Origin of the sequence: Bradyrhizobium sp. CCBAU 25360 (assembly GCF_028128695.1) — a bacterium.
GTDB lineage: Bacteria > Pseudomonadota > Alphaproteobacteria > Rhizobiales > Xanthobacteraceae > Bradyrhizobium > Bradyrhizobium ottawaense.
In genome coordinates, this window is record NZ_LBJA01000041.1 from 520,310 (window position 1) to 542,799 (window position 22,490).

At 63.3% G+C, this 22,490-nt stretch carries 27 protein-coding genes; 12 read left to right on the top strand and 15 right to left on the bottom strand.

Annotated features, from left to right (window positions below):
• Positions 1-15 precede the first annotated feature (15 nt).
• Positions 16-861 carry a prolipoprotein diacylglyceryl transferase gene (gene lgt, locus XH81_RS24100; RefSeq protein ID WP_271596388.1) on the bottom strand — a complete coding sequence of 282 codons (846 nt, stop codon included), beginning with the start codon at positions 859-861 and terminating at the stop codon, positions 16-18.
• An 8-nt stretch (positions 862-869) separates the two neighbouring features.
• Entirely contained in the window at positions 870-1,607 is a 738-nt protein-coding gene (locus XH81_RS24105) for a dienelactone hydrolase family protein (RefSeq protein WP_028140169.1), read from the bottom strand.
• A gap of 160 nt (positions 1,608-1,767) precedes the next feature.
• Here XH81_RS24105 and XH81_RS24110 point away from each other — a divergent pair, with 160 nt between their 5' ends.
• From XH81_RS24110 to ychF, 4 genes are all read left to right on the top strand, one after another.
• The gene (locus tag XH81_RS24110) at positions 1,768-2,028 is read left to right on the top strand and encodes an accessory factor UbiK family protein (RefSeq protein WP_028140170.1); all 261 of its coding nucleotides are present in this window, start codon (positions 1,768-1,770) and stop codon (positions 2,026-2,028) included.
• A 264-nt stretch (positions 2,029-2,292) separates the two neighbouring features.
• Positions 2,293-3,003 (top strand): 50S ribosomal protein L25/general stress protein Ctc, encoded by a 711-nt coding sequence (locus XH81_RS24115; RefSeq protein WP_028140171.1) that lies wholly within the window; start codon positions 2,293-2,295, stop codon positions 3,001-3,003.
• Between the two features lie 58 nt (positions 3,004-3,061).
• Positions 3,062-3,667 (top strand): aminoacyl-tRNA hydrolase, encoded by a 606-nt coding sequence (pth, locus tag XH81_RS24120; RefSeq protein ID WP_028140172.1) that lies wholly within the window; start codon positions 3,062-3,064, stop codon positions 3,665-3,667.
• A gap of 5 nt (positions 3,668-3,672) precedes the next feature.
• Positions 3,673-4,770, top strand: coding sequence for a redox-regulated ATPase YchF (gene ychF / locus XH81_RS24125; RefSeq protein ID WP_028140173.1), 1,098 nt, complete (start codon positions 3,673-3,675; stop codon positions 4,768-4,770).
• Between the two features lie 148 nt (positions 4,771-4,918).
• On the opposite strand, the gene XH81_RS24130 is transcribed toward ychF, so the two are convergent.
• Positions 4,919-5,215 (bottom strand): DUF4282 domain-containing protein, encoded by a 297-nt coding sequence (locus XH81_RS24130; RefSeq protein WP_018318325.1) that lies wholly within the window; start codon positions 5,213-5,215, stop codon positions 4,919-4,921.
• A gap of 167 nt (positions 5,216-5,382) precedes the next feature.
• On the opposite strand from XH81_RS24130, the gene XH81_RS24135 reads away from it, so the two are divergent.
• From XH81_RS24135 to XH81_RS24145, 3 genes are all read left to right on the top strand, one after another.
• Positions 5,383-5,835: a MaoC family dehydratase gene (locus XH81_RS24135; RefSeq protein WP_028140174.1), complete on the top strand. Its 453-nt coding sequence runs from the start codon at positions 5,383-5,385 to the stop codon at positions 5,833-5,835.
• A complete protein-coding gene (locus XH81_RS24140) occupies positions 5,835-6,314 on the top strand; it encodes a MaoC family dehydratase (RefSeq protein ID WP_028140175.1) in 480 nt (159 codons plus the stop codon). Before XH81_RS24135 ends, XH81_RS24140 begins: the two co-directional genes overlap by 1 nt.
• 198 nt (positions 6,315-6,512) lie before the next feature.
• Complete coding sequence (locus tag XH81_RS24145) at positions 6,513-6,659, top strand: hypothetical protein (protein WP_028140176.1); 147 nt, start codon at positions 6,513-6,515, stop codon at positions 6,657-6,659.
• Positions 6,660-6,699: 40 nt separating this feature from the next.
• Here the strand turns inward: XH81_RS24145 and XH81_RS24150 are convergent, their stop codons facing one another.
• The 5 genes from XH81_RS24150 to XH81_RS24170 all read right to left on the bottom strand — a co-directional run bounded on the left by XH81_RS24150 (position 6,700) and on the right by XH81_RS24170 (position 10,175).
• Positions 6,700-6,837, bottom strand: coding sequence for a hypothetical protein (locus tag XH81_RS24150; protein WP_162832260.1), 138 nt, complete (start codon positions 6,835-6,837; stop codon positions 6,700-6,702).
• Between the two features lie 282 nt (positions 6,838-7,119).
• A complete protein-coding gene (locus tag XH81_RS24155) occupies positions 7,120-7,542 on the bottom strand; it encodes a hypothetical protein (RefSeq protein ID WP_028140177.1) in 423 nt (140 codons plus the stop codon).
• Between the two features lie 326 nt (positions 7,543-7,868).
• Positions 7,869-8,786 carry a hypothetical protein gene (locus tag XH81_RS24160; protein WP_028140178.1) on the bottom strand — a complete coding sequence of 306 codons (918 nt, stop codon included), beginning with the start codon at positions 8,784-8,786 and terminating at the stop codon, positions 7,869-7,871.
• Positions 8,787-9,057: 271 nt separating this feature from the next.
• Entirely contained in the window at positions 9,058-9,498 is a 441-nt protein-coding gene (locus XH81_RS24165) for a nuclear transport factor 2 family protein (RefSeq protein ID WP_028140179.1), read from the bottom strand.
• 230 nt (positions 9,499-9,728) lie between these two features.
• Positions 9,729-10,175 carry a nuclear transport factor 2 family protein gene (locus tag XH81_RS24170; protein WP_028140180.1) on the bottom strand — a complete coding sequence of 149 codons (447 nt, stop codon included), beginning with the start codon at positions 10,173-10,175 and terminating at the stop codon, positions 9,729-9,731.
• 295 nt (positions 10,176-10,470) lie between these two features.
• Between XH81_RS24170 and XH81_RS24175 the strand changes: the two genes are divergently transcribed.
• Both XH81_RS24175 and XH81_RS24180 read left to right on the top strand, forming a co-directional pair.
• Positions 10,471-10,707 carry a hypothetical protein gene (locus XH81_RS24175; RefSeq protein WP_028140181.1) on the top strand — a complete coding sequence of 79 codons (237 nt, stop codon included), beginning with the start codon at positions 10,471-10,473 and terminating at the stop codon, positions 10,705-10,707.
• 138 nt (positions 10,708-10,845) lie between these two features.
• Positions 10,846-11,232, top strand: a complete 387-nt coding sequence (locus tag XH81_RS24180) for a hypothetical protein (RefSeq protein WP_028140182.1) — start codon at positions 10,846-10,848, stop codon at positions 11,230-11,232.
• 84 nt (positions 11,233-11,316) lie between these two features.
• Here XH81_RS24180 and XH81_RS24185 read toward each other — a convergent pair whose 3' ends face one another.
• From XH81_RS24185 to XH81_RS24205, 5 genes are all read right to left on the bottom strand, one after another.
• Positions 11,317-13,722, bottom strand: a complete 2,406-nt coding sequence (locus XH81_RS24185; RefSeq protein ID WP_271596389.1) for an SIR2 family protein — start codon at positions 13,720-13,722, stop codon at positions 11,317-11,319.
• A gap of 104 nt (positions 13,723-13,826) precedes the next feature.
• Positions 13,827-16,802, bottom strand: coding sequence for an excinuclease ABC subunit UvrB (uvrB, locus tag XH81_RS24190; protein WP_080670075.1), 2,976 nt, complete (start codon positions 16,800-16,802; stop codon positions 13,827-13,829).
• Positions 16,803-16,894: 92 nt separating this feature from the next.
• Positions 16,895-17,125 (bottom strand): hypothetical protein, encoded by a 231-nt coding sequence (locus XH81_RS24195; RefSeq protein ID WP_028140184.1) that lies wholly within the window; start codon positions 17,123-17,125, stop codon positions 16,895-16,897.
• Positions 17,126-17,179: 54 nt separating this feature from the next.
• Complete coding sequence (locus XH81_RS24200) at positions 17,180-17,404, bottom strand: hypothetical protein (protein WP_028140185.1); 225 nt, start codon at positions 17,402-17,404, stop codon at positions 17,180-17,182.
• Positions 17,405-17,506: 102 nt separating this feature from the next.
• Entirely contained in the window at positions 17,507-18,424 is a 918-nt protein-coding gene (locus XH81_RS24205) for a LysR substrate-binding domain-containing protein (RefSeq protein WP_028140186.1), read from the bottom strand.
• A 274-nt stretch (positions 18,425-18,698) separates the two neighbouring features.
• On the opposite strand from XH81_RS24205, the gene XH81_RS24210 reads away from it, so the two are divergent.
• Together XH81_RS24210 and XH81_RS24215 are read left to right on the top strand one after the other, a co-directional pair.
• Positions 18,699-19,478 carry a sulfite exporter TauE/SafE family protein gene (locus XH81_RS24210; RefSeq protein ID WP_028140187.1) on the top strand — a complete coding sequence of 260 codons (780 nt, stop codon included), beginning with the start codon at positions 18,699-18,701 and terminating at the stop codon, positions 19,476-19,478.
• Positions 19,475-19,705: a hypothetical protein gene (locus XH81_RS24215; RefSeq protein WP_028140188.1), complete on the top strand. Its 231-nt coding sequence runs from the start codon at positions 19,475-19,477 to the stop codon at positions 19,703-19,705. The genes XH81_RS24210 and XH81_RS24215 overlap by 4 nt, the downstream gene beginning before the upstream one ends.
• Positions 19,706-19,737: 32 nt before the next feature.
• On the opposite strand, the gene XH81_RS24220 is transcribed toward XH81_RS24215, so the two are convergent.
• Both XH81_RS24220 and XH81_RS24225 read right to left on the bottom strand, forming a co-directional pair.
• Entirely contained in the window at positions 19,738-20,313 is a 576-nt protein-coding gene (locus XH81_RS24220) for an SCO family protein (RefSeq protein ID WP_240536302.1), read from the bottom strand.
• A 29-nt stretch (positions 20,314-20,342) separates the two neighbouring features.
• Positions 20,343-21,458, bottom strand: a complete 1,116-nt coding sequence (locus XH81_RS24225) for an MBL fold metallo-hydrolase (RefSeq protein ID WP_028140189.1) — start codon at positions 21,456-21,458, stop codon at positions 20,343-20,345.
• Positions 21,459-21,658: 200 nt separating this feature from the next.
• On the opposite strand from XH81_RS24225, the gene XH81_RS24230 reads away from it, so the two are divergent.
• On the top strand, positions 21,659-22,357 hold the full coding sequence (locus XH81_RS24230; protein ID WP_028140190.1) for a glutathione S-transferase family protein: 699 nt from the start codon (positions 21,659-21,661) through the stop codon (positions 22,355-22,357).
• Positions 22,358-22,490: the final 133 nt, after the last annotated feature.

Below are 22,490 nucleotides of genomic sequence, written 5' to 3' on the forward strand. Positions count from 1 at the left end.
TCTTCTCGAAATGAATTAACGAACGGCCCCTGCGGGCTTCGGCGCACCGCGCCGGACTGCCAATACAATAAGTATGCCGCCCACGATAAGCATCGGAAGCGACAGCAGCATGCCCATGGTTAATCCGCCCCAGAGGAAACCGAGCTGGGCGTCCGGTTCGCGGAAGTGCTCGCCGGCGATCCGGGTCAGACCGTAGATCAGGATGAAGGCGCCGAGGATCATGCCCGGCCGCTTCAGCGCGCCGAGCCGGATCATCACCGCGAGCACGGTGAACAGCAGGATACCTTCCATGCCGGCCTCGTAGAGCTGGCTCGGATGACGCGGCAGCTGCGTCGGATCGTTGGGGAAGATCATCGCCCAGGGCAGGCTCGCATCGGTGGCGCGGCCCCACAATTCGCCGTTGATGAAGTTGGCGATGCGCCCGAGCAGCAGCCCGACCGGGGCGACCGCGGTGGTGATGTCACCGAGCGACAGGATCGAGACGCCATTGCGAAAGGCGAACCACATCACCGCAACGACGCAGCCGAGGAAGCCGCCATGGAAGGACATGCCGCCCTCCCACAACCGGAAGATCGCGGCAGGATGATCGATGAAGAAAGGCAGATTGTAGAACAGCACGTAGCCGGTGCGGCCGCCGAGAATGATGCCGAGCGTGACCCAGAGGATGAAGTCGTCAATCTGCAGCAGCGACATCGGCGCGGGGCCGCCCCACAGGCGCTCCTTCTTCAGCAGCGAGCGCGCATAGAGCCAGCCGAACACGATGCCGCAGATATAGGCCAGCGCATACCAGCGGATCGCGAACGGGCCGATCTCGAGCGCAATCGGCTTGAAGGCGGGGAAGTCGATGAGAAGAAGCTGCATCTCGCCTTCTATATCTGGACGAGATTGCGGCGATAGAGCGCCAAGAGGCGCTCCCAATGCCGCTCGGCGGCGTCGCGGTCATAGACCGGGCGCTTGGGGAAGGCGAAGCCGTGATGCGTGCCGGGATAGATCTCGACCTCGGCTTTGGCGCCGTTCATGCCTTCTTTGACTTTCTCGATAATCTCCGGCGGCGCGTAGACATCGGTCTCGGCGCAGGCGAAATAGAGCTCGGCCTTGGTCTTAGCCGCAGCCAGGTGCGGGCTGTCGGTCTGATCCGTTGCCAGCTGCACGCCGTAGACCGAGGCGGCTGCCTTGACGCTGTCAGGAAAATGCGTGGCGGCGTTGATGGCGTAGCGGCCGCTCATGCAGTAGCCAACGGTGCCGACCAGCTTGGTGTTCGCGGCCGCCTGGCCCTCGGCATAGGTGAGCAGCGCCCGGGTGTCGTCCATGATCATGGGGATGGTGAGCGACCCCATCAGCTGGAACATGCGCTTGCGCTCCGGCGCGTTCGGGTCGGCCGGAAGCGCGCCGAGCTCCATCACGCCGGAGCGATAATAGAGGTTCGGCAGCATCACGTAATAGCCCGAGGTAGCGAGCCGGCGCGCCATGTCGCGCAGCTCTTCGCGGATCGCCGGCGCGTCCATGTAGAACAGGATGACCGGAAACGGCCCGCCACGTTCGGGATGGCTGATGAAGGTTGCGGTGTGGCCGTCCCTGGTGGGGATCGCGATCTGCTGGTCGATCATCTCATGCGCCTTGATTCTTCTTATGCAGGGACGATGAATACGATTGCAAGGAAACCGGGGCATGACAAGGATACCTCCGATCGGGCCTTGAACCGTTCCGCTCGGATTGCCATTGTCTTTTCGAGAGTTCGCGCAAAGTAGAGGCCGCCAGGAGACCGAAATGACCCAGACCAACAACCGGTTTTTCGACGAGATCGGCCGCCTGATGAACGATGCCGCCGGTGCCGCCCAGGGCGTCAAGCGCGAGTTCGACACGGTGCTGCGCACCCAGGCCGAAAAATTCCTGCGCGACATGGATCTGGTCAAGCGCGAGGAGTTCGAGGCGGTCAAGGACATGGCCCGCCTGGCCCGCGAGGAGAACGAGGCGCTGAAGGCGCGCCTCGCGGCGGTGGAGGCCAAGCTCGGCGGGGCGCCGGGCTGAGGTCGTCATGCCCGGGCTTGTCCCGGGCATCCACGTCTAACCTGGTGCCCGGCAACACGTGGATGGCCGGGACGAGCCCGGCGATGACGGTGTTCCCCGGGATACCGGCCGCACAAAAAATCCTCGCATTTCCTTGTCATTTCCGCATCTTCCGGGTAAAAGCCCGCCAGTTCGTGGCCCCCGCACCCCTGGAGGCTTGCTGCGAACGATGCCATGGGCCGCGCTGCGGCCCATTAACTTTTGCAAAAACAAGGACTTAACGACATGGCGACGACCGTCAAGGAATTGAAGGCGACCGCACGTCCGAAGAGCGGCAAGGGGGCCGCCCGGGCTGAGCGTCGCGCCGGGCGAGTGCCCGGAGTGATCTATGGCAACAACCAGCCCCCCGTCACGATCTCGATCGAAGATCGCGAACTGCGCCAGCGCATCCTCGCCGGCCGGTTCCTGACCACGCTGGTCGACATCGATCTCGAGGGCAAGAAGCACCGCGTGATTCCGCGTGACTACCACCTCGATCCGGTCAAGGACTTCCCGATCCATGTCGACTTCATGCGGCTCGGCGAAGGCGCCACCATCCGCATCAGCGTGCCCTTGCACGTGGTGAAGTCGGAAGCCTCCCCGGGCGTGAAGCGCGGCGGCACCGTCAACATCGTCGCCCATGCGATCGAGCTCGAATGCGGCGTCGAGAGCATTCCGCAGTACATCGAGGCCGATGTCGGCTCGCTGGAAATCGGTCACTCCTTGCATCTGTCGGACGTCAAGCTGCCGAACGGCGTGAAGGCGCTGACCCGCGAGGACGCAACCCTCGTCACCATCGTGCCGCCGTCCGGCTACGCCGAAGAGCAGAAGGCCGCGGCTGCGGCTGCAGCTCCTGGCGCTGCTGCGGCTGCTCCGGCGGCTGGCGCTGCGGCTCCGGCTGCTGCTGCACCTGCCGCGGCTGCCAAGGCTCCCGCCGGCGGCGACAAGAAGAAGTAATCTCTCAAAGCTGGCGCGCGGTCCCTGATCGCGCGCCGAGCGAGGGGCGCGCCGCGTCATGCGACTCTTTGTTGGGCTCGGCAATCCCGGCGCGAAATACGCACGTAACCGGCACAATATCGGCTTCATGGCCGTCGACGAGATCGCGCGGCGTCATGGTTTCGCACCATGGCGCCGTCGTTTTCAGGGCGAGACCTCGGAAGGCACGCTCGGCACTGAGCGCGTGATCCTGCTCAAGCCCACGACGTACATGAACGATTCCGGCCGCAGCGTTCAGGAGGCGGCGAGCTTCTTCAAGATCGCCATGGGCGACGTCACCGTGTTTCACGATGAACTCGAGCTGCCGCCGGGCAAGGTGCGGGTGAAGATCGGCGGCGGCATCGCCGGCCATAACGGCCTGCGCTCGATCTCGGCGCATATCGGCAACGACTATCGCCGGGTGCGACTCGGCATCGGTCATCCCGGCGTCAAGGAACTGGTGCACGGCCACGTGCTGTCGGACTTCGCCAAGGCCGACAACGACTGGGTGACGGCGCTGTGCGAAGCGGTGGCCGAGCACGCAGGCCTGGTCGCCAAGGGCACGGACGCGACCTTCGCCAACAGGGTGCATCTCGCCATGCAGGCGAAGGGATTTTTGACCAAGGACGAGAACGGCAAGGAATAACGCTCGTGGGATTTAAATGCGGAATCGTCGGATTGCCCAATGTCGGCAAGTCGACCTTGTTCAATGCGCTGACCGAGACGGCCGCGGCGCAGGCGGCGAACTATCCGTTCTGCACCATCGAGCCGAATGTCGGCGAGGTCGCGGTGCCCGATCCCAGGCTCGACAAGCTCGCGGCGATCGCCAAGTCCGGCCAGATCATCCCGACCCGGCTGACCTTTGTCGACATCGCCGGCCTCGTGCGCGGTGCGTCCAAGGGTGAAGGCCTCGGCAACCAGTTCCTCGCCAACATCCGCGAGGTCGATGCCATCGCGCATGTCGTGCGCTGCTTCGAAGATTCCGACATCACCCATGTCGAGGGCAAGATCGCCCCGCTCGCCGACATCGAGACCATCGAGACCGAGCTGATGCTCGCCGACCTCGACAGCCTCGAGAAGCGCGTCGACAACCTCACCAAGAAGGCCAAGGGCAACGACAAGGACGCCAAGGAGCAGCTCGACCTCGTCAACCGCACCCTGGTGCTGCTGCGTGAAGGCAAGCCCGCGCGCCTCGTCGAGCGCAAGGCGGAGGAGGAGCGCGCCTTCGGCATGCTCGGCCTGCTGTCGTCCAAGCCCGTGCTCTATGTCTGCAACGTCGAGGAAGGCTCGGCCGCGACAGGCAATTCGTTCTCCCAGGCGGTGCAGGAGCAGGCCGCCAAGGAAGGCGCGGTTGCCGTCGTCATCTCCGCCAAGATCGAATCCGAGATCGCCACCATTTCGCGTGAGGAACGCGCCGACTTCCTGGAAACGCTGGGTCTAGAGGAAGCCGGCCTCGATCGCCTGATCCGCGCCGGCTACACGCTGCTCGACCTCATCACCTACTTCACGGTGGGCCCGAAGGAAGCACGCGCCTGGACCATCTACCGCGGCACCAAGGCACCGGGCGCGGCCGGCGTGATCCATACCGATTTCGAGAAGGGTTTTATCCGCGCAGAGACGATTGCGTTCGAGGATTACGTGGCGCTTGGCGGCGAAGCCGGCGCCCGCGATGCCGGCAAGCTGCGCCTCGAAGGTAAGGAATACGTCGTCGCCGACGGCGACGTGATGCATTTCCGGTTTAATACGTAAGGCTGAATCTCGTGCCCCGGACGCAGCGCAACGCTTCTTCGGCGGTGCGCTGCAGAGCCGGGGCCCAGAAGCTTCGAATTGTGGATGCATGGGTCCCGGCTCTGCGTCGCGTCATTTCATGCCGCGCCGCGTCCGGGACACGAGAGCCTCACCGCATTCCGCTGCCCTGGTCGCGGATGGCGCCGAGATGCTCGTTGATGCGGAAGACGATCAGGATCAGCTCCGCGGCGATGCGCGAGAATACGATTCCGACGACGACGCTGGCGATCGACGACAGCAGCACCAGGAAGCCGCCAAAGGGACTGATCGCCATCGCAGCCAGGCCGGAGAAGATGCCGGAGAGGCCGAACAGGCAGATCAACGCGATCACCAGCCAATAGAAGGTCTTGATGATCGTCGGCGTGATGAAGCGGTCCCACTGAAACAGATCGCTGAATGAAAACATTGCTCTCCCCAGGGCATCGGGCCTTGGTAAATGGATCTTGGCCCTCGGTTGATCCGACTCAAGACCAACGCCGCCACCCCGTATGTAGCACGAGCCATGCGGGCCGGCGGGTTGAGATTGCCGCAAAGTGCGGCCACAATCTGTCATTTCCGCTAGCCAATCCCAAGATGACCCTGACCTTCGAAGATTTCCCGCCCGGCCGGTTCGGAACATTCGGCCCGCGCCACGTCACCCGCGACGAGATTTTGGCCTTCGCGGCCGAGTTCGATCCGCAGCCGATGCATCTGGACGAGGAGGCTGCCAGCAAGAGCATGCTGCGTGGCCTGTCCGGCTCGGGCTGGCACCTCTGCTCGCTGATGATGCGGATGATGGCCGACGGTTTTATTACCCGCGCCGCGTCGCTGGGGTCTCCCGGCGTCGACGAGGTGCGTTGGCTCTCGCCGCTCCGGCCCGGCGACGATCTCATGCTCGACGTCGACGTGTTGGAGGCGCGCCCCTCGAAGAGCCGCCCCGAGCTCGGCATCGTCAAGTTCAAATGCACCGTGCGCAACGCCAAGGGTGAGCCGCTGGGCGAGATGACCTCGCCGATCCTGATCAAGCGGCGCGAGGGGGCGGTCTGATGCGGTTCTTCGACGACATCGAGATCGGCCAGCGCCGCGAGATCGGCACCTATACGTTCACGGCCGAGGCCATCAAGAATTTCGCCGCGAAGTTCGATCCGCAGCGTTTTCATCTCGACGAGGAGGAGGGCAAGAGCTCGCTGTTCGGCGGGCTTGCCGCCTCGGGCTGGCATGTCGGCTCGGCCTGCATGAGCCTGCTTGTCGCCGACGGCCAGCGCCTGGCGCGCGAGGCCGTATCGCGCGGTGAGGAGGTTGCGGTGTGGGGACCTTCGCCAGGCTTTCGCGATCTGCGCTGGATCAGGCCGGTGCTCGCCGGCGACACCGTCGCCTACGTCAACGTCGTCACCGACAAGCGCACTTCGGCCTCGCGCCCGGGCTGGGGCATCCTGACCGCCCGCACCACCGGCACCAACCAGCGCGGCGAGGACGTCTATTCCATCACCGCCAGCGCCTTCGTGCCGATGCGGAAGAGCGGTTAGATCTGTTCCAAGATGAACGGGCAAATGAGTGCGCGAGTGTTGCCCGCGCGCTATGGACGCGATTCCGGGCGGCTGCCATAAGCCTGCGCAACATGGTTACCGCGAAGCAGTTTGGCGGAACCAGTGAGTTGCTAACTAATTATGAACCTGTCGCTGTCTAATTGAAACGAATTGGGCAGAGTACAGGGGACGAGGACCATGGCAGATCGCGGCGCACTCAAGCTTGTCGGATTTCTCTTCGCTACCGCGACGCTGGCAGTGATGTTGGTCGCCGGCATGGTGGTGAAGGGCTATGCCGATGGCGCCTACACCCTGGAAGCCTCGGCTGTCGACGCGAGCCGGTAGGAATCTGTTAAGTTTCTCGGGGCCGGAAAACGGCCCCGCATCAGCGGCTGTAGACGAACGCCAGCACCGCGATCGCGACCACCAGCAATCCGACGAAGCGCAGCATGATCGTGCCGAGCTGATTGGGCGCGGGCCGCAGCGAGATCGGGTCCCTGTTGTCGGGCCGAATGCTTTCCATGAAATGTCCCCCGGCCCGGCCGCAAGAGAAGCGGGCGCTTGGCATTGGTCGCCGGGGAGGCGCGGGGGGTTCAAATGTGCACTCTCGTGTCCCGGACGCGCTGCAGAGTGTAACGCTGCGGCGCAGAGCCGGGACCCATTGCGCCGCGCATGAATCCTGACCATGGGCCCCGGCTCTGCGGCGCGTCACTGCGTGCCGCACCGCGTCCGGGGCACAGACCCCCCAGAATCAAAATCGCCGCGTTCCTTTCGGAACGCGGCGGTTCGGTGATGCTCAGTACGATCAGCTATTGCGCAGGCCGTCGGCGGCGCGCTTCCACTGCGCGACGTTGTCGGCGATCATGCGGGTCGACTTCATCGCGGCCTGGCTGAGCTGGGCGTAGCCGGAGATCTCGCGCTGGACGCGCTGGCCCTCGGCATGCAGCAGGTCACGCAGGCTCTCGAGCTCCGAAATCAGATTCTCGATCTCGGCGAGCGAGGTGCCGGCGACGCGCTGGATCAGCGAGTTGACGTTGGTGACGGTGGCCTCCGCGCTCGGATCGAGCGGGGGCGCATCCGTGGTCGTCGCCGCCGGACGGCGGAGATAGGCGATGTCGTTGCGGACGAAGTCGCGGATGCCGGCTTCGACTTCCGTAACTGCAGCGAGGTTGGTGTCGACCGTCTCGGTCTCGGCGGCTTCGGTCTTTTCCGGACGCATGGCGTTCATCGTTATTCCCCTGTTCGCGTTGAGCGCAGCGCGAGTGTCCCCCGCACGACGACGTCTGTGAGGCAGCCTGCATCTGGGCGCCGGAATTGGGCCGCAAATGGGCCGAGATGCGGCAAGGGCGGACCATTCGGTGGTTTTGCCGTGGCGTATGGTTACGAGAGTCTGAATGGCGGTAACCGCACGGAACCCATCCCCTCATGGTGAGGAGCACGCCCCTTCGCGCGCGTCTCGAACCATGCCGGCCCCGCTCTCGCAGCGCGGCCTCGATCCTTCGAGACGCTGCTTTTGAGCGCCCTCAGGATGAGGGCAAAGAGTAGAGGCTTGGCCTACCAGCTCTTCTTGAAACCCGCCGTCACGCTCTTGTTGATCGCGCCCTGCGAGGTCTCGCCGACTGAGCCGGAGACGGTGACGTTGTCGAACAGCTTTTGCTCGGCGCCGACCTTGCGCAGCCATTTGTCGTCCGTGGTCGACAGCGTCTGGCCGGCGGTGACGCTGGTGCCGGTGTCGGTGAGGGTGACCTTGGCGGACTGGTCGGTCTCGTAATTGCGGGTGATGTGGCCGCCGATGCCGGGGACCGCACTCGTGCCTTGCTGGTTGACGCTGTAGCCGTTCTGCAGCGTCAGCGAGGTGTCGCCGGACAGCGGCACCGATTTGGTCAGCGAGGCCCCGAGCTTGCTCTGTTCCGAGCCGGGATCGACGCGGGCTTCCACCGCGGTCTTGTCCCAGATGACTCCGGCGCCGGGCGCGGTCGCCGTCGCCCAGGCGCTGCCGGAGGATTGCGGCAGGTTGCCGCCATTGGTGGCCTTTTGCGCCAGCAGCTCGGACATCGTCCGCGGCTCGCTGGTCACCGTCATGTCGGCGCCGATCCGCGTATCCCAGAACGAGAACACGGACTGTTTCACCGTCACCGCCGAGGAGCCGTTCGCATTGGCATTCGACGACCAGTCGAGGCCGTCCTTGGCGGCGGCCTGGGCGCGCTTCTTGGCGGCGATCGGGTCGATGCCGGTGCCGGCGTCGACCGCGAGTTGACTCCAGTCGAGCTTGTCGACGTCGATGCCCTTGAGCACGTCGGGGTCGTTGACGTCGGGGGCCTCTGCCGTCTCGGTCTCGGCCTCGTCGGACGCGCCCGCGGGTGGGGAGAAGGGGGGAATGATCTGCGCCGAAACCGTCAGCACAGAGCCCAAGATGAACGCGGCCGCCAGCACCGGCAGCCTGGTCCAGCCACAACCTGTCGAGAATTCCATCGTCCTGCCCGCCAACCCCAGCGCATGTTGTCCGCCAATATAAGGCGGTCCTTGGTGATGACCATGCGCCATTCGGTCTGCTCGCATCAATGCGGATTTATCGTTGCGAAATTGTGGCAACTCGCGTGGGGACGCGAACCAACGGGCCGCGCGAGAGGCGCGCGCCCGACGACGAGCTTCCGGCACGACGGCATCCGGCGGGGCTGGAGGCCAGGACGTCGCGTCAGGCGTTGTCATAGGTCCCGAACAGCGGGGCCCGTTGGCGTCCCCCTCAGCCGACGCTGGTCATCTTCGGCAGATGAATGGCGCGGCCGAGTGCCTGCTCGACCAGGTCGAAGGTGTCGATCAGGACGCGCATGCTGGTGAGCTTGCCCGCCCTGAACTGGGCGAACTGCGCGACCCGCAAGCTGATCGGCTTGTTGGAATCCAGTGCCGTCAGCAAATAGCGCAGCATCGAGGCGGCGGAATCGACGCCCAGCATGATGCTCTCGCGGTCGAAGCGGCGGACCTGGAAATTGTCGGCGAGCTGGCGGATGACGTCGAGCACGGCGTCCTTGCCCTGGCGCGCGCCGAGGAACGGAAACATGTCGATCGGGCCGTAGAGCGCCCATTCGACGTCCTCGTCGATCAGGGCCTCGATGTCCTCGAAATGCCGGTCGTTGATCGCGCGGTGCAACGCGCGCGAGAAACGCCAGAGGCTGTGCTCTGTCATTTTGGGCAGTCCTGAAGCTGGCTTTGCGAAGAAAAACGGAAAACGACCCCAGCGCAGTCAGGCGGTGGGGCTCAACTCATTTGTATACGAATAAAATACCCGATTTCGGCCAAAACGCAATTCACGTTTTCGCAATGCACAATTGATGGCGATCTGTGAGATTTGCAACAAAACCCCGTAATCTCCCGGGTCCCGGCGGATCGCGTGCGGGTTCCAGGGGAGGAGCAGGCTCAGTCCACCCGTGCACCCACGATCAGCGGCCCGATCTCGCGCTCCAGCACCTGCTGCACCAGATCGTAGGAATCGATGATCTCGCGGATCTCCGCCACCAGCCCGCCGCGGAAGGTGTAGAACACGGCCATGTCGAACTGCACGATGCGGTCGTTGCTGCGCTTCCGGAAATAGGCCTGCATGTAGGTCGCGACCGCCTCGCCTTCGGCCAGGATGTGCGGTGCCTTGTAGCGGATTTCCGAATAGCGCGACCAGACCGTCTGCCAGAGCTCGCGCAGCTCTTGCTTGCCGTGGCGCGGCACCATGTGCGGCAGCACGTCGATGGGCGCATGGGTGAGGAAGTCGACGTCGTCGGTGCAGCACGCCAGCGCGGCCTCGAGATCGCCGCGCGCGAAGGCGTCGAGCAGATGCAGCACGCGTTGCCTGTTCAGCTTCTCAACCGTCATGCTGCTCCTGCCCTCACCGGCCGTGCTTTGCAAACGCTATCGTGCGGCTCGCGGGTCCATCAATCCGCAAAATCACAGAGTGATTGCAGGGTATGACGCGCGAGCACAATGCCCGGTTCATGGGGTGCAATTGCGGGTTGCGTGCGTTTCCGCATGCAAGAATTCGCTCGGCGCTTTGCGTCCTGCGTGACGCCGCGGGCACATCGCGGTCGCCTCCTGCCATGCGCCGGGCGTTGGAACCCGGACCCATTCGCGCCCGTTGAGACGCCGATACCGCATCCGGAGACATCGATCCATGAAGGCCCCGCTTTTCGCCATCGCCGCCGCGCTTCTGATGCTTGGCGCGACCTCCGCCGCCAGCGCCAAGGGCTGCATCAAGGGCGCCGTCGTCGGCGGCGTCGCCGGTCACTACGCCGGCCACCACGGCGTCCTCGGCGCCGCCGCCGGCTGCCTCTACGGCAGGCATCACGCCAAGGAACAGGACAAGCAGCGGCAGCAGCAGGGTCAGGTGAACGGCCAGGGCAAGCTGTAGGGGCGACCTCGATCCGCAGCGGCAGTCTGCTTCCTCTCCGCGCAAGCGGGCGAGGTGAGGAAGGGCGCGTGATCCATCTCACATCACCCCGTTCCCGATGCGGCTAACGTCATCGGCATGTCATCAGGGAGACGTGCCATGGCTACCCTCGCCACCGTCAGAAAGTCCCGCCTGCACAACGCGCTCGAAGGCCTCGCGCTGACCACGATCCTGCAGAGCTTCCCGACCTTCGCCGCTGCCGCCTTCCTGCTCAAGCTCTGCGGCAACCACGATCTCGTCGGCGATCCCGGCGTCGCCATCTTCGTCGCCATCGCCTCGCTCGCCCACGCCATGCTCGCCGTGACCCTCGGCCCGAGCTTCCCGCACCTGTTCAAGACCGTCTACGAACCAAAGTTCTTCGAGGCCCATCTGTCGCTGTCCGACAAGATCACGGCCTGGCGCACCCAGCCCGTCGCCTCGCTGCAGTTGGTGACCATCGTGCTGCTGCTGTCGGTGATGGCCGTGGTGACGGCGAGTGTGGGGTGAGGGGCTGGGTAGCTGAACTGCCCGGACGGACGTCGTCGTCACCGTACGGATAGTGCAACCCAGATAGGTAGTTACTTTCGAGGATTAGCCAAACGACTTGAGGAGCTCCGAGGTGCGAACGAGGTCGCCGCGAGCCTCTTGAACCAGACGATATCTCAAGACGTGCTTCGAGCTTCGATCAATTTGCTTGATCATTTGTTGAATCGCACTTTCGATGGCGCCCTTCTGCTCCGGTACTAGCTTTGGGCCATTTTGAAGCACGAAATCGTAGTAAGATCGAGCAACCTTGAAGGGATAGTAAGCGTGTTGCTCGGTTCTCGCCTGCTTAATCAATAACCCGTGGGCGTCGATGAACGCCTTGAAATAATCGCCATACGAATGATCAAGCGTTCGACTCACCAATAGAAAACGCGCGAAGTGGTTGTCGATCTGAAACGGATTGTAATTCGGAATGCTCCTTGCGATGCTGTATGCAGTCCGAAACAACACATCTGCGCTCTTGTACTCGGAGTGCTCGATTCTCGCGATCGCATACTGCAGCCAGAACTGAGGATTCCTGGCCATCGACGGCAGGGTGCGGAGATTGTCGTAGAATTGTACATAGTGGTCCGAATTTTTGGTCCGAGCAAATATCTTGTCAATGAAGCTAAATTTCATCAGCTCCTTTTGGGCCTCGTGCAGCAAGCGGTTTTCACGGCGGCCGACTTCGCAGGCTCGGATCGCTTTGATCAAATATTTCAGGCTTACGTCGTAGTCGATAATCTCCTTTAAGATGTATTGGCTTAGTATTGACGATTTCACTCGGATTCTCCCCGAGGCGAAATCAACATACTCTCTGCTTGTTTGATCCTTCTTCAATTTCGCCTGGCGCAGCAGATCGACTTGTGCGAGCTGTGCAACTGTCAACAAATCAGGGTTGAAATTCGCTACGTCCAGAAAGAGAAGGACGACGATACAGTTTAGGATCTCTCCATCAATCCCCGCGTAAAAGGTCTCGCGAATCTTATTCTTAAAGCTAGGCGATTCCAGCAGATGCAAAAGGAATGAACGAATTTCATTCCCACACTTGTTCTGAATGAATTGCAGTTTCTGGTCGAAGGATTTTGAACTGAGGTCGCCCCAAAGACCGTTTTCGCTGGCAAGATTGACGAGATCGCTGGCTTCTCGAAGTGAGAGCTGATTCAAGTCAACTTCGATAAAGTTCTGTTGAAAAATCTCTTCGACATCATTGTTCCTGAGATCGAAGGTGCTGCTTCGAGCGGTGGCAATGACCGCGCAATGAGGAGCCGCAAAGGATACTTTCTCGACAACGTCGCTATTACGGAAGATTTCTTCAACGATTACGACGTACTTTTGAGAATCGTCGGCAAGAAGCCGAACGTCATCATCTATGCTGTCGTAATTCTGTTTTAAGGTTAGGACCTGATAACCCCTTTGAGCAAGCGCGAGGCGGAGAAGGTGCAACAGAATCGTCTTGCCATTCCCGATGTCGGCGTGAATCAAGAACTTCTTCGAACCGGCATCTATTCTCTCCAGAATGGTTCTCAGCGAAGCTCTTTCAAATGCGTACCTTGCAGATCCTGCTCGCGAGCCAAGTAGTATTTCGTCCTTGATCTCTCCTCGGACAAATAGAGAGGTCACATCATCCGATGTTGGTTCAGATGCGAAGATGGGGCCTTCATACTTCTCGAACGAGGTGAAGCTGTCCCTGGTTGCCGCCGGCACCGGCACCCCGGCTAGCGCTTTGATGAACCCATCGACGCCTATCGGGAATACCTCACCATACTGAGAAAGTTCACGCCCAAAAACGGGGTCAAGCTCAGGAGTATCAATGAAGCAAGTCTTCGATTTCAGTATCGGATCCTCATAAACGATTCTGGCAACATCCAGGTCGTACATACTGTAACCGACGAACATAACCACAGTTGCTAGAGCGAGATCGTTTCTAAATGTTGCAGACCAAGGTGTGTCTAGGAAAGTATCTGTTAGATACGATGCACGCGTACGTTTGATGTCACTTTGGAAGGTGCGTATGTCGACCGACGAAAGACGTCCGTTCAAATGTACACATTGTGTAACGGCCCGATTGGTGTCGGCCCGATCGCGAAGTGTCGTCGCGATGATTCTTTTTGGGGCTTGATTTGCTGCGAGTTCGACAACGTTATCGTAGTTCGTAGTGTAGATGCGTCTCCACGGGAGACCTATCAACGATACCTGATCTTGTGAAGCTGCCGCCGCGGTTAGTCTCTCTTGCAACAGAGAGAGCAGCCTAGTCTCACCAAATTTAGCTATGTATTCCCGAGACAATACGTCCAGAGGATAATCAGAACTAAACTCCAGTTTCCCTTTGAGTAGACGTGCGAGCGAACCGCCAGTCGGTAAATGCTCATTCTGTCGATTCTTGGAGTGAGCGGAAAATCCCGAACCAAGAAACAATATTGCGTAACCATCGAAAATGCGGCTCGCAAAATACATAAGATCAGATTGCATGGGCTAGACTCGCAAATGAATCGCACCCTAACAAGTGCGTGGGCTCAACCGCAAGCTGTATTCGGTGGCTCCTTGCGTCTAGCAATGGATAGTGTAGGCGGCCCCTACCTCTTCTTCCACCCGCCCCGTCGTCCCGGCATCCCGCCCGTCGACTTCGGCGCCGGCCCAAACTCAGGCCCCGATTGTCGCGAGTCCGTCGGCTGGATGATCCGGCTCGTGCTACCGAACGGCTTTGCCGGCAGCGTCGGCTTTTCGCGATAGGGCAGCGATTCCGGCCCGTGCATCTCGTCGAGATGCGGCTTGTGGACCTTCGAGCCGCCTCCGCCGCCGCTGGCTTTCAGCGCGGAGCCCACGGTCTTCTTCTTCATGGCGCTGACCGGTAAATTCGCGGCGTCGCCGTACTTCTTGCTGCCGGCATAGGCGCCGGCCTTGCCCTGCACAGTGCGTTGCTTGGCGGTGGGATCGTCCACCACGGCGAGCTCGGTGGCGCGCAGCCGTTTGACCTCGTCGCGCAGGCGCGCGGCTTCCTCGAAGTTCAGATCGGCTGCGGCCTCGCGCATCCGCGTTTCCAGGTCGCCGAGCACGGCTTCGAAGTTGTGGCCGATCGAGATGACGTCGTCGGTCATGTCGTGGCCGCCGACCTCGATCAGCACGTGGTCGCGCTCGTAGACGGAGTTGAGGATGTCGCCGATCTGCTTCTTCACGCTCTCCGGCGTGATGCCGTTGGCGGTGTTGTATTCGACCTGCTTCTCGCGGCGGCGGTTGGTCTCGGCGATGGCGCGCTCCATCGAGCCCGTCATCTGGTCGGCGTAGAGGATTACCTTGCCATCGATGTTGCGCGCGGCGCGGCCGATGGTCTGGATCAGCGAGGTCTCGCTGCGCAAAAAGCCTTCCTTGTCGGCATCCAGAATCGCGACCAGCGCGCATTCGGGAATGTCGAGGCCTTCGCGCAAGAGGTTGATGCCGACCAGCGCGTCGAACGCGCCGAGACGCAAGTCGCGGATGATCTCGATGCGCTCGATGGTGTCGATGTCGGAGTGCATGTAGCGGACGCGGATGCCCTGCTCGTGCAGATATTCGGTGAGGTCCTCCGCCATGCGTTTGGTCAGCACGGTGATCAGCGAGCGATAGCCGGCCTGCGCGGTGGCGCGGACCTCGCCGACGAGGTCGTCGACCTGGGTGCGGGCCGGGCGAATGTCGACGGGCGGATCAATCAGCCCCGTGGGGCGGATGACCTGCTCGACGAACACGCCGCCGCTCTCGTTCAGCTCCCAGCCGCTGGGCGTTGCCGACACCGCGACGGTCTGCGGCCGCATCATGTCCCACTCCTCGAAGCGCAGCGGGCGGTTGTCCATGCAGGACGGCAGGCGGAAGCCGTATTCGGCCAGCGTCGCCTTGCGGCGGAAGTCGCCTTTGAACATGGCGCCGATCTGCGGGACGGTGACGTGGCTCTCGTCGGCGAACACCAGCGCGTTGTCGGGGACGTATTCGAACAGCGTCGGCGGCGGCTCGCCGGGACGGCGTCCGGTGAGGTAGCGCGAATAGTTCTCGATGCCGGCGCAGCTTCCCGTCGCTTCCATCATCTCGAGGTCGAAAGTGGTGCGCTGCTCCAGCCGCTGCGCTTCCAAAAGGCGCCCCTGGTCGTGCAGCTGGTCGAGCCGCTGCTTCAGCTCAGACTTGATCGACTTGATCGCCTGCACCAGTGTCGGGCGCGGCGTCACATAGTGCGAGTTGGCGTACATCTTGATGAATTCGAGTTCGTCCTGCTTGTGGCCGGTGAGCGGATCGAATTCCTCGATGGTCTCGATGGTGTCGCCGAACAGGTTCACGCGCCAGGCACGGTCCTCATAGTGCGCCGGGAAGATGTCGATGACGTCGCCGCGCACGCGAAACGTGCCGCGGGTGAAATCGGCCTGGGTGCGCTTGTATTGCAAGGCGACGAGGTCGGCGATGAGCTGGCGCTGGTCGATGCGCTCGCCCTTCTTCAGCGCGAAAGTCATCGCGGTGTAGGTCTCGACCGAGCCGATACCGTAGATGCAGGACACCGAGGCGACGATGATGACGTCATCGCGTTCGAGCAGCGCGCGCGTCGCCGAGTGGCGCATGCGGTCGATCTGCTCGTTGATCGAGGAGTCCTTCTCGATATAGGTGTCGGTGCGCGGGACGTAGGCTTCCGGTTGGTAATAGTCGTAATAGGAGACGAAATACTCCACCGCGTTGTCGGGGAAGAAGTTCTTGAACTCGCCATAGAGCTGGGCGGCGAGCGTCTTGTTCGGCGCCAGGATCAGCGCGGGGCGCTGCGTCTTCTCGATCACCTGCGCCATCGTGTAGGTCTTGCCCGAGCCGGTGACGCCGAGCAGCACTTGGGTGCGGTCGTTGCGCTGGACGCCTTCGACCAGCTCGGCGATCGCGGTCGGCTGGTCGCCCTTGGGCTGGTATTCCGATTTGATCTCGAAGCGCACGCCGCCTTCGGACTTCTCCGGACGTGGCGGCCGGTGCGGCGTCCATACCTTGGTGGAGCCGTCGTTCTTGCGGAACTCCGGCCGGCCCTCGCGGATCAGCGACTCCAGCGCCTCCGCGGTCGCCTTGACGCCGAGCGCCTCCATCTTGTTGCGCGGCGGACGCGCCAGCGCCTCGGCATCGTCCTCCTCGGTGGGCAGGCCGAGCTGCCGCGCCAGTTCCGGATCGAGCGTCGGGATCGTGGCCGCGGTTCCGTAATTGGCCTGCGGCGCTTCTTCCAGCCCACCAACCTCGGTGGATTGCCGGGCGCCCGGCGGCTGCGGGTTGGGCCGCAGCGGCATCGGCCGCGCACTATCCTGCGGAAACTGCTTTTGAAGGTCTTTGGGCGTCGAGGCCCGCGCGCGATGGGCCGCGGCCTCGCCGCCGGAGCGGCGGTCGCGGGAATTGTCCGGCGGCGGCTGCAGGCCGGTGCCCGAGCCAAGTCCGGCGTCGCCGCGATTGATCGCGGGATTGAGCAGCTCGGCCAGGGCCGGCCCGATCGGCTGCACGTCGGGCCGATGTGCCTTGGAGTTCGGAGCTTTGGATTTAGGGGATTTTGGGGGAGCAGGTTTCTTCGCCATGAGCCGAATATGGGATGAGTCCGCCTCCCGATAAAGGGTGAATGACCGTCCTCATGCAGCCTGCTGACAGCAGGTTGGCAGCAGGCTCGGCCCTACGCGGTCGGCAGCGGACCCTCGTCGTCCTTGCCCGCCTGATGCGGCTTGAGGATGTCGAGATGGATGCCGCCGCAATCGGTGCAGCGCATGGTCCAGTACTCGCGTCCTGCGCGGCCGCCGATGACGCGGAGCACCGTGAGATCGCCGTCGCATTCCGGGCAGTTGGACAGCACATTGCGGGCATAAATTCTCGGCCGCGGCGCGTCTTCGATTTCGATGACTGACATGACCCGGTTCCCCCCTTTATGCTGTTGCCCTGGTTCGCTTGCCGTCCGGCTCGCTTATTCGTCGTCGCTCTCGGCCCGCCGGCGGAAGCGGTCGATGTGGTGCTTGGCGTCGGCGATCGCGGCGTTCTGATCGGGCCAGGCGAAACCGACTTCCATCGCCGGAAACAGCACGCCGTCGATGGCGACGGGGCTGAGATCGGCGCGGCGGATGCGGGCGTGCCAGAGGCCTTTGCCAGCCTCGAAGGATTCAATGTCAAAGCCGTCGTAGAGGGTCGTCATTCTTGTCGGTCCCACGTTTCTTTTCGGAGGGTCAGGGGACCACGTTTGCGGATTCCGGAATGTGAAGCCGTTCACAAGCGGCAGGCTTTTTTGCCTCGGGCGTCAGTTCCGCGCGGCGACACGGCCCGTCCGCTTGACCGGGCGGGCGGCGGGTTCCGAGGCCGCGCGCATGATCCAGCGGCGGAACGCGGCAAAGTCGCGGTGCTCGGTTTGAAAGCTGCGATAGAGCAGGTACCAGCGCATGCCCTTGGGCACCGAGAGGTCGAACGGGGCGACCAGCCGGCCGGCGGCGAGATCGTCGTCGATATAGGGGCGGATGCCCATGGCGATGCCGAGCCCGTCGGCGGCGGCCTGCAGCGCCTGGCCGTAAAACTGGAACTCCGGCCCGCGCGGATTGATGCGGGTGAGGTTCGCGGCTTTCAGCCAGATCGGCCAGTCCTCCGGCGAATGTTCGACGCGGATCAGGCTCGGTCCCTTCAGGTCGGCCGGGCGCTTCAGGCCGCTCGCGAGGCGGGGCACGCAGACGGGCGTGAGATCGCCGGCGAACAGGGGCTCGGCGACGAGACCAGGCCAGTCGCCGGTGCCGAGCTTGATGCCGCAGCTCCAGTCCTCGCCGAACGGTACCGACGCGCCGCCGGTGGTGAAGCGCACCTCGATGTCGGGCTCTTCGCTGCGAAACTCCGACAGGCGCGGGATCAGCCAGCGCATCGCAAAGGTGTGGCCGACGCCGATCGTGAGCACGCGGACGCTTGCCGGCGCCGTCACCTGAGCGGTGAGGCTGGCGAGCGCGTCGAAGATCGGCGTCAGCCCGCTCTGATAGGCGCGGCCGGCCTGCGTCAGCACCAGGCGATTGGCCTTGCGCTCGAACAGCGCGACGCCGAGCCGCTCTTCCAGCAGATGCACCATGCGGCTGACGGCGGCCGCCGATACGCTGAGCTCGAGCCCGGCGGCGGCAAAGCTGCCGGTCCGCGCCGCCGCCTCGAATGCCTTGATGCCGTTGAGAAACAGCAGACGCCGCAAAGGCAGGACCCTTATGCAAGACCCTCAGGAAAACTGAGGCCAGGCCAAGATAACTCAGTTTGCGCGGAAGGGGCAAGCGAGGCACGTTCCCTTCGCCGCTCCCCGCTTGCGGGGGGAGGCCGACGCGCAGAGCGCGGCGGGTGAGGGGGAGTCTCCGCGGGGCAGCGTGACTGCGGAAGCGGTCCCTCACCCCCCTCTCCCCGTAGGAACGGGGCGAGGGAGTGAAGCAGCCTGCGTGCCCTGCTCAACGGCCCCACCACCGGAGATTCCCCACGTGACGCCCATCATGATCGCTGCCCTCGGATTGCTGATGGTCGCCACCGCGTTCCTGTCGGGACTGTTCGGCATGGCGGGCGGGCTGATCCTGATCGGGGTGCTCTTGGCACTGATGACGCTGCCGACCGCGATGGTGCTGCATGCGATCACGCAGATGGCCTCGAACGGCTGGCGCGCGTTTCTATGGCGCGCGCATATCCGCTGGCGGCCGGTCGCGAACTATATGGTCGGCGCTGCCGTCGCGCTCGCGGCCTGGTCGATCACGCGCTACGTGCCGGACAAGCCGATGGCCCTGCTGCTGCTCGGCATCACCCCGTTCATGGCGCGGCTGTTGCCGTCGAACATCAAGCCGGACCCCGATCGTCTCTGGCAGGGCACCGTCTATGGCACGATCTGCATGGGCTTGATGCTGATGACCGGTGTGTCGGGTCCGCTGCTCGACACCTTCTTCCTCGGCGGCGATTTCGGCCGGCGCGAGAAGGTCGCGACCAAGGCGATGTGCCAGCTCGTCAGCCATTTCACCAAGCTCGTCTATTTCGGCGGCATCATCGACCAGGCGGCGAGCCTCGATCCCGTGCTCGCCGGCGTCGCCATCCTTGCCTCGATGCTCGGCACCACACTGGCGCGGCGCATCCTCGAAGCCATGACCGACCAGCAGTTCGTGGCCTGGTCGAACAAGCTGATCACCACGATTGCCTGCTACTACATCGCCTATGGCTGCTGGCTCATGGTGCGCACACCGGTGCTGGCCGCCTTCGACAAGGGAGGTTTGCAATGAGCTGTAGCGCCGATCCGCTGGTGCTGGACTTCGTCGAATGGGTCGCGCGCGAGCCGCGCGCCTATGCCGAGGTGATCGCGACCTGGAAAACCTCGTGCCCGCGCCTCACCATCTGGGAAGACGCCGCCGATCGCGGCTACGTCGCGCGCGAGACCATTGCAGGCCTTGGCCTCGTCATCGCGGTGACGGAAGGTGGCGAAAGGTTCTTGCGCGCCAACGGGCGGTGAGCGCGTCGCTTTCGACGGCTCTCGCCGGAGTGCTATCGCGTAGGCACCGCAAGCCGTGGCCGGATGATCTCGACCATGCGCTCGGCCGAGGTGCCCGGGGGAAAGAAGCCGAGATATTTTCCGTCGCGGTCCATGAGATAAATGAAGGACGTGTGGTCGACCGTGTAGTCGTTGGCCCCCTTGCCGATCGGAATCCTGGCAAAATAGACCTTGTAGGCCTCTGCCGCTGCTCCGATCGCTTCGGAGCTGCCGGTGAGCCCGAGCAGCCGCGGATGAAACAGCGGCACATATTCGGCAAGATGCTCGGCCGTGTCGCGCTCGGGGTCGAGCGTGATGAAGACGGGCTGCACGGCCTCTGCGTCCGGTCCGAGTTGCTCGAGCGCCTGTCCGATCGCCATCAGGTCGGTCGGACAGACGTCGGGGCAATGGGTGAAGCCGAAATAGACCAGCATCAGCCGCCCGCGGAAGTCGCCCTCGCTGCGCGGCTTGCCGGTCTGGTCGATCAACTGGAACGGTCCGCCGACCGGCTCCCGATTCCACATCAGGATGTCCATCGTCTCGGCGGCCGAGCGCGCCTGCGCCGCTGCCGCGCAGGCGAGCGTCAGCATCACGTACAGCCAGGCGCTGGCGAGCCGCATCACAGCCCGAAGGTGAGACGGCTGCCTGTCGTCGTCACCACCACCTTGCCCTCCATCTGGGCATTGGCTTCCTGTGCGAAGTTGAGCCCGCTGCAATGCATGGGCACCACGACGTCGGGATTGAGCGCCTTGATCTCGCTCACGACCTGCGTGAGGTAGTTCCTGGGCGCCGGGCCGAGATGGAAGCCGCCGACGACGGCGTGCACCTTCTGGACGCCCGACACTTCCTGCGCCTGCTTCACCGAATTGACGATGCCGACATGGCCGCAGGACGAGATCACGACGAGACCGAGATCCCGCACGTTGAAGCAGGTGGCGTGCTCGTGAATGTGCTCGTCCGGCACGATCTTGCCCTCCATTTCCGCGGGCAAATAGTGGCCGACATTGCAGCCCAGCCCGTCCTTGATGCCGAACTCGACGAGCGTGTTCGGCAGTACGCGTTCGCCGCTGCGCCGGGTGATCTTGCCGGTGGTGAAGGCATGATCCGCAATGACGGTCGGCGTTTCGCACAGCACGGTCGTGACTTTCTGCGCCGCAAGCTGCCGGCGGTCGAGGGTGCCGAAATCGGCGAATTGCCCCTGCGTCGGCGTCGGGGTGACGCGATGGCAGAAATTGTCCTCGCCGCCCGCATAGAGCTTGAGGTCGGCGGGCAGCCTGTCGCGGAACTTGTCGAGGAAGCCGTTCAAGCCGCCGAAATGATCGTAGTGGCCGTGGCTCACGATCAGCGCGTTGAGCTTGGCCGGATCGACGCCGATCAACGCCATGTTGTTGAGCAGCACGTCGGGCGTGTAGCCGTAGTCGAGCATCAGCGTGCGCTGATTGCCGCCGCCCTCGGATTCCAGCCAAAGCGACAGGCCCCATTCATTGTGGAGCGATTTGCGGAAATCACCGCCGCGTGCAGCCGGAGTGATGGAGACCCCGTTGATCTGCTTGGGACGGAAGAACAGGTCGAAACTCGAATCCACCAGCACGCGGATCGAGAGCTTGTCGACGGTCGGAACGGCAATCGGGGCAGCGCTCGCGATCTCGACGCAGGTGAAAGCGTTGGTGGCCGCAGCTCCGGCCAGTGCCGCCGAGCCCAAGAGAAAATCGCGCCGTTGAATGGTCCTGGTCATTGCAACGCCTCCTGTATCGGATCTTGGACATGCCCAAGCTTAGGTCCAATCCGGTGCCGGCTCAACAAGCCGTGGCCAAATCCGGCAGGGGCGAGGCAGCCGGTCGCCGGTCACACCCCGACACCGGCGGCAAGACGGCTTGCTTGCGCTCGTCGGCATGACGGCTACTCTGATCGCCAATCACAGCAGCTGGATCAGCCATGTCACTCAGACTCTTCGAACTCGTCGGCACCGACGCCTCGCGTCCCTTCAGCCCATATTGCTGGCGCACACGGATGGCGCTGGCGCACAAGGGCCTCGCGGCGGAATCGCTGCCCTGGCGCTTCACCGAGAAGAGCGCGCTCGCGCCGCACGGGTCGGAGAAGGTTCCGGTGCTGTTGCACGATGACAAGCCCGTCGTCGACTCCTGGACGATCGCGACCTATCTCGAGGACAATTTCCCGGACCGTCCGTCGCTGTTCGGCGGCGAGGGCGGCCGCGCCATGGCGCGCATGATCAACGCCTTCGGCGACATCGCCGTGGTCGGTGGCATCTTTCCGCTGATCGTTGCCGACATCCCGAAGAATCTCGCCGAGGTCGACGCTGCCTATTTCCGAAAGTCGCGCGAGGCGCGCTTTGGCGGCAAGAGCCTGGAAGAGGTCATGGCGAGCCGCGACATCGGCGTGGTCGCCTTCCGCAAGTCGCTGGAAGTGATGCGGCAGACGTTGAAGAAGCAGCCCTATCTCGGCGGCGCCGCGCCAAACTACGCCGACTACATCGTGTTCGGCGGTTTCCAGTGGGCGCGCGTGGTGAGCCCGTTCAAGCTGCTCGAGGCGGACGATCCGGTGTATGCCTGGCGCGAGACACTGCTCGATGCGTTCGACGGCATGGCGCGGAAATCGCCGGGGCATGAGGTGTAAGGTACCGTCTCTCCGACGTCGTCCCCGCGAACGCGGGGATCCATACCGCGTGATCTATTCGAGCGCGGATGGTCGAAGTATCGGACGACCAGTCTTCGCCAAACCTCTCCCTGCGGTTATGGGTCCCTGCGTT

Coding starts and splice junctions, on each gene's coding strand:
- lgt (WP_271596388.1), bottom strand. CDS start 861: ATGCAGCTTCTTCTCATCGACTTCCCCGCCTTCAAGCCGATTGCGCTC.
- XH81_RS24105 (WP_028140169.1), bottom strand. CDS start 1,607: ATGATCGACCAGCAGATCGCGATCCCCACCAGGGACGGCCACACCGCA.
- XH81_RS24110 (WP_028140170.1), top strand. CDS start 1,768: ATGACCCAGACCAACAACCGGTTTTTCGACGAGATCGGCCGCCTGATG.
- XH81_RS24115 (WP_028140171.1), top strand. CDS start 2,293: ATGGCGACGACCGTCAAGGAATTGAAGGCGACCGCACGTCCGAAGAGC.
- pth (WP_028140172.1), top strand. CDS start 3,062: ATGCGACTCTTTGTTGGGCTCGGCAATCCCGGCGCGAAATACGCACGT.
- XH81_RS24130 (WP_018318325.1), bottom strand. CDS start 5,215: ATGTTTTCATTCAGCGATCTGTTTCAGTGGGACCGCTTCATCACGCCG.
- XH81_RS24135 (WP_028140174.1), top strand. CDS start 5,383: ATGACCCTGACCTTCGAAGATTTCCCGCCCGGCCGGTTCGGAACATTC.
- XH81_RS24140 (WP_028140175.1), top strand. CDS start 5,835: ATGCGGTTCTTCGACGACATCGAGATCGGCCAGCGCCGCGAGATCGGC.
- XH81_RS24145 (WP_028140176.1), top strand. CDS start 6,513: ATGGCAGATCGCGGCGCACTCAAGCTTGTCGGATTTCTCTTCGCTACC.
- XH81_RS24150 (WP_162832260.1), bottom strand. CDS start 6,837: ATGGAAAGCATTCGGCCCGACAACAGGGACCCGATCTCGCTGCGGCCC.
- XH81_RS24155 (WP_028140177.1), bottom strand. CDS start 7,542: ATGAACGCCATGCGTCCGGAAAAGACCGAAGCCGCCGAGACCGAGACG.
- XH81_RS24160 (WP_028140178.1), bottom strand. CDS start 8,786: ATGGAATTCTCGACAGGTTGTGGCTGGACCAGGCTGCCGGTGCTGGCG.
- XH81_RS24165 (WP_028140179.1), bottom strand. CDS start 9,498: ATGACAGAGCACAGCCTCTGGCGTTTCTCGCGCGCGTTGCACCGCGCG.
- XH81_RS24170 (WP_028140180.1), bottom strand. CDS start 10,175: ATGACGGTTGAGAAGCTGAACAGGCAACGCGTGCTGCATCTGCTCGAC.
- XH81_RS24175 (WP_028140181.1), top strand. CDS start 10,471: ATGAAGGCCCCGCTTTTCGCCATCGCCGCCGCGCTTCTGATGCTTGGC.
- XH81_RS24180 (WP_028140182.1), top strand. CDS start 10,846: ATGGCTACCCTCGCCACCGTCAGAAAGTCCCGCCTGCACAACGCGCTC.
- XH81_RS24185 (WP_271596389.1), bottom strand. CDS start 13,722: ATGCAATCTGATCTTATGTATTTTGCGAGCCGCATTTTCGATGGTTAC.
- uvrB (WP_080670075.1), bottom strand. CDS start 16,802: ATGGCGAAGAAACCTGCTCCCCCAAAATCCCCTAAATCCAAAGCTCCG.
- XH81_RS24195 (WP_028140184.1), bottom strand. CDS start 17,125: ATGTCAGTCATCGAAATCGAAGACGCGCCGCGGCCGAGAATTTATGCC.
- XH81_RS24200 (WP_028140185.1), bottom strand. CDS start 17,404: ATGACGACCCTCTACGACGGCTTTGACATTGAATCCTTCGAGGCTGGC.
- XH81_RS24215 (WP_028140188.1), top strand. CDS start 19,475: ATGAGCTGTAGCGCCGATCCGCTGGTGCTGGACTTCGTCGAATGGGTC.
- XH81_RS24220 (WP_240536302.1), bottom strand. CDS start 20,313: ATGCTGACGCTCGCCTGCGCGGCAGCGGCGCAGGCGCGCTCGGCCGCC.
- XH81_RS24225 (WP_028140189.1), bottom strand. CDS start 21,458: ATGACCAGGACCATTCAACGGCGCGATTTTCTCTTGGGCTCGGCGGCA.
- XH81_RS24230 (WP_028140190.1), top strand. CDS start 21,659: ATGTCACTCAGACTCTTCGAACTCGTCGGCACCGACGCCTCGCGTCCC.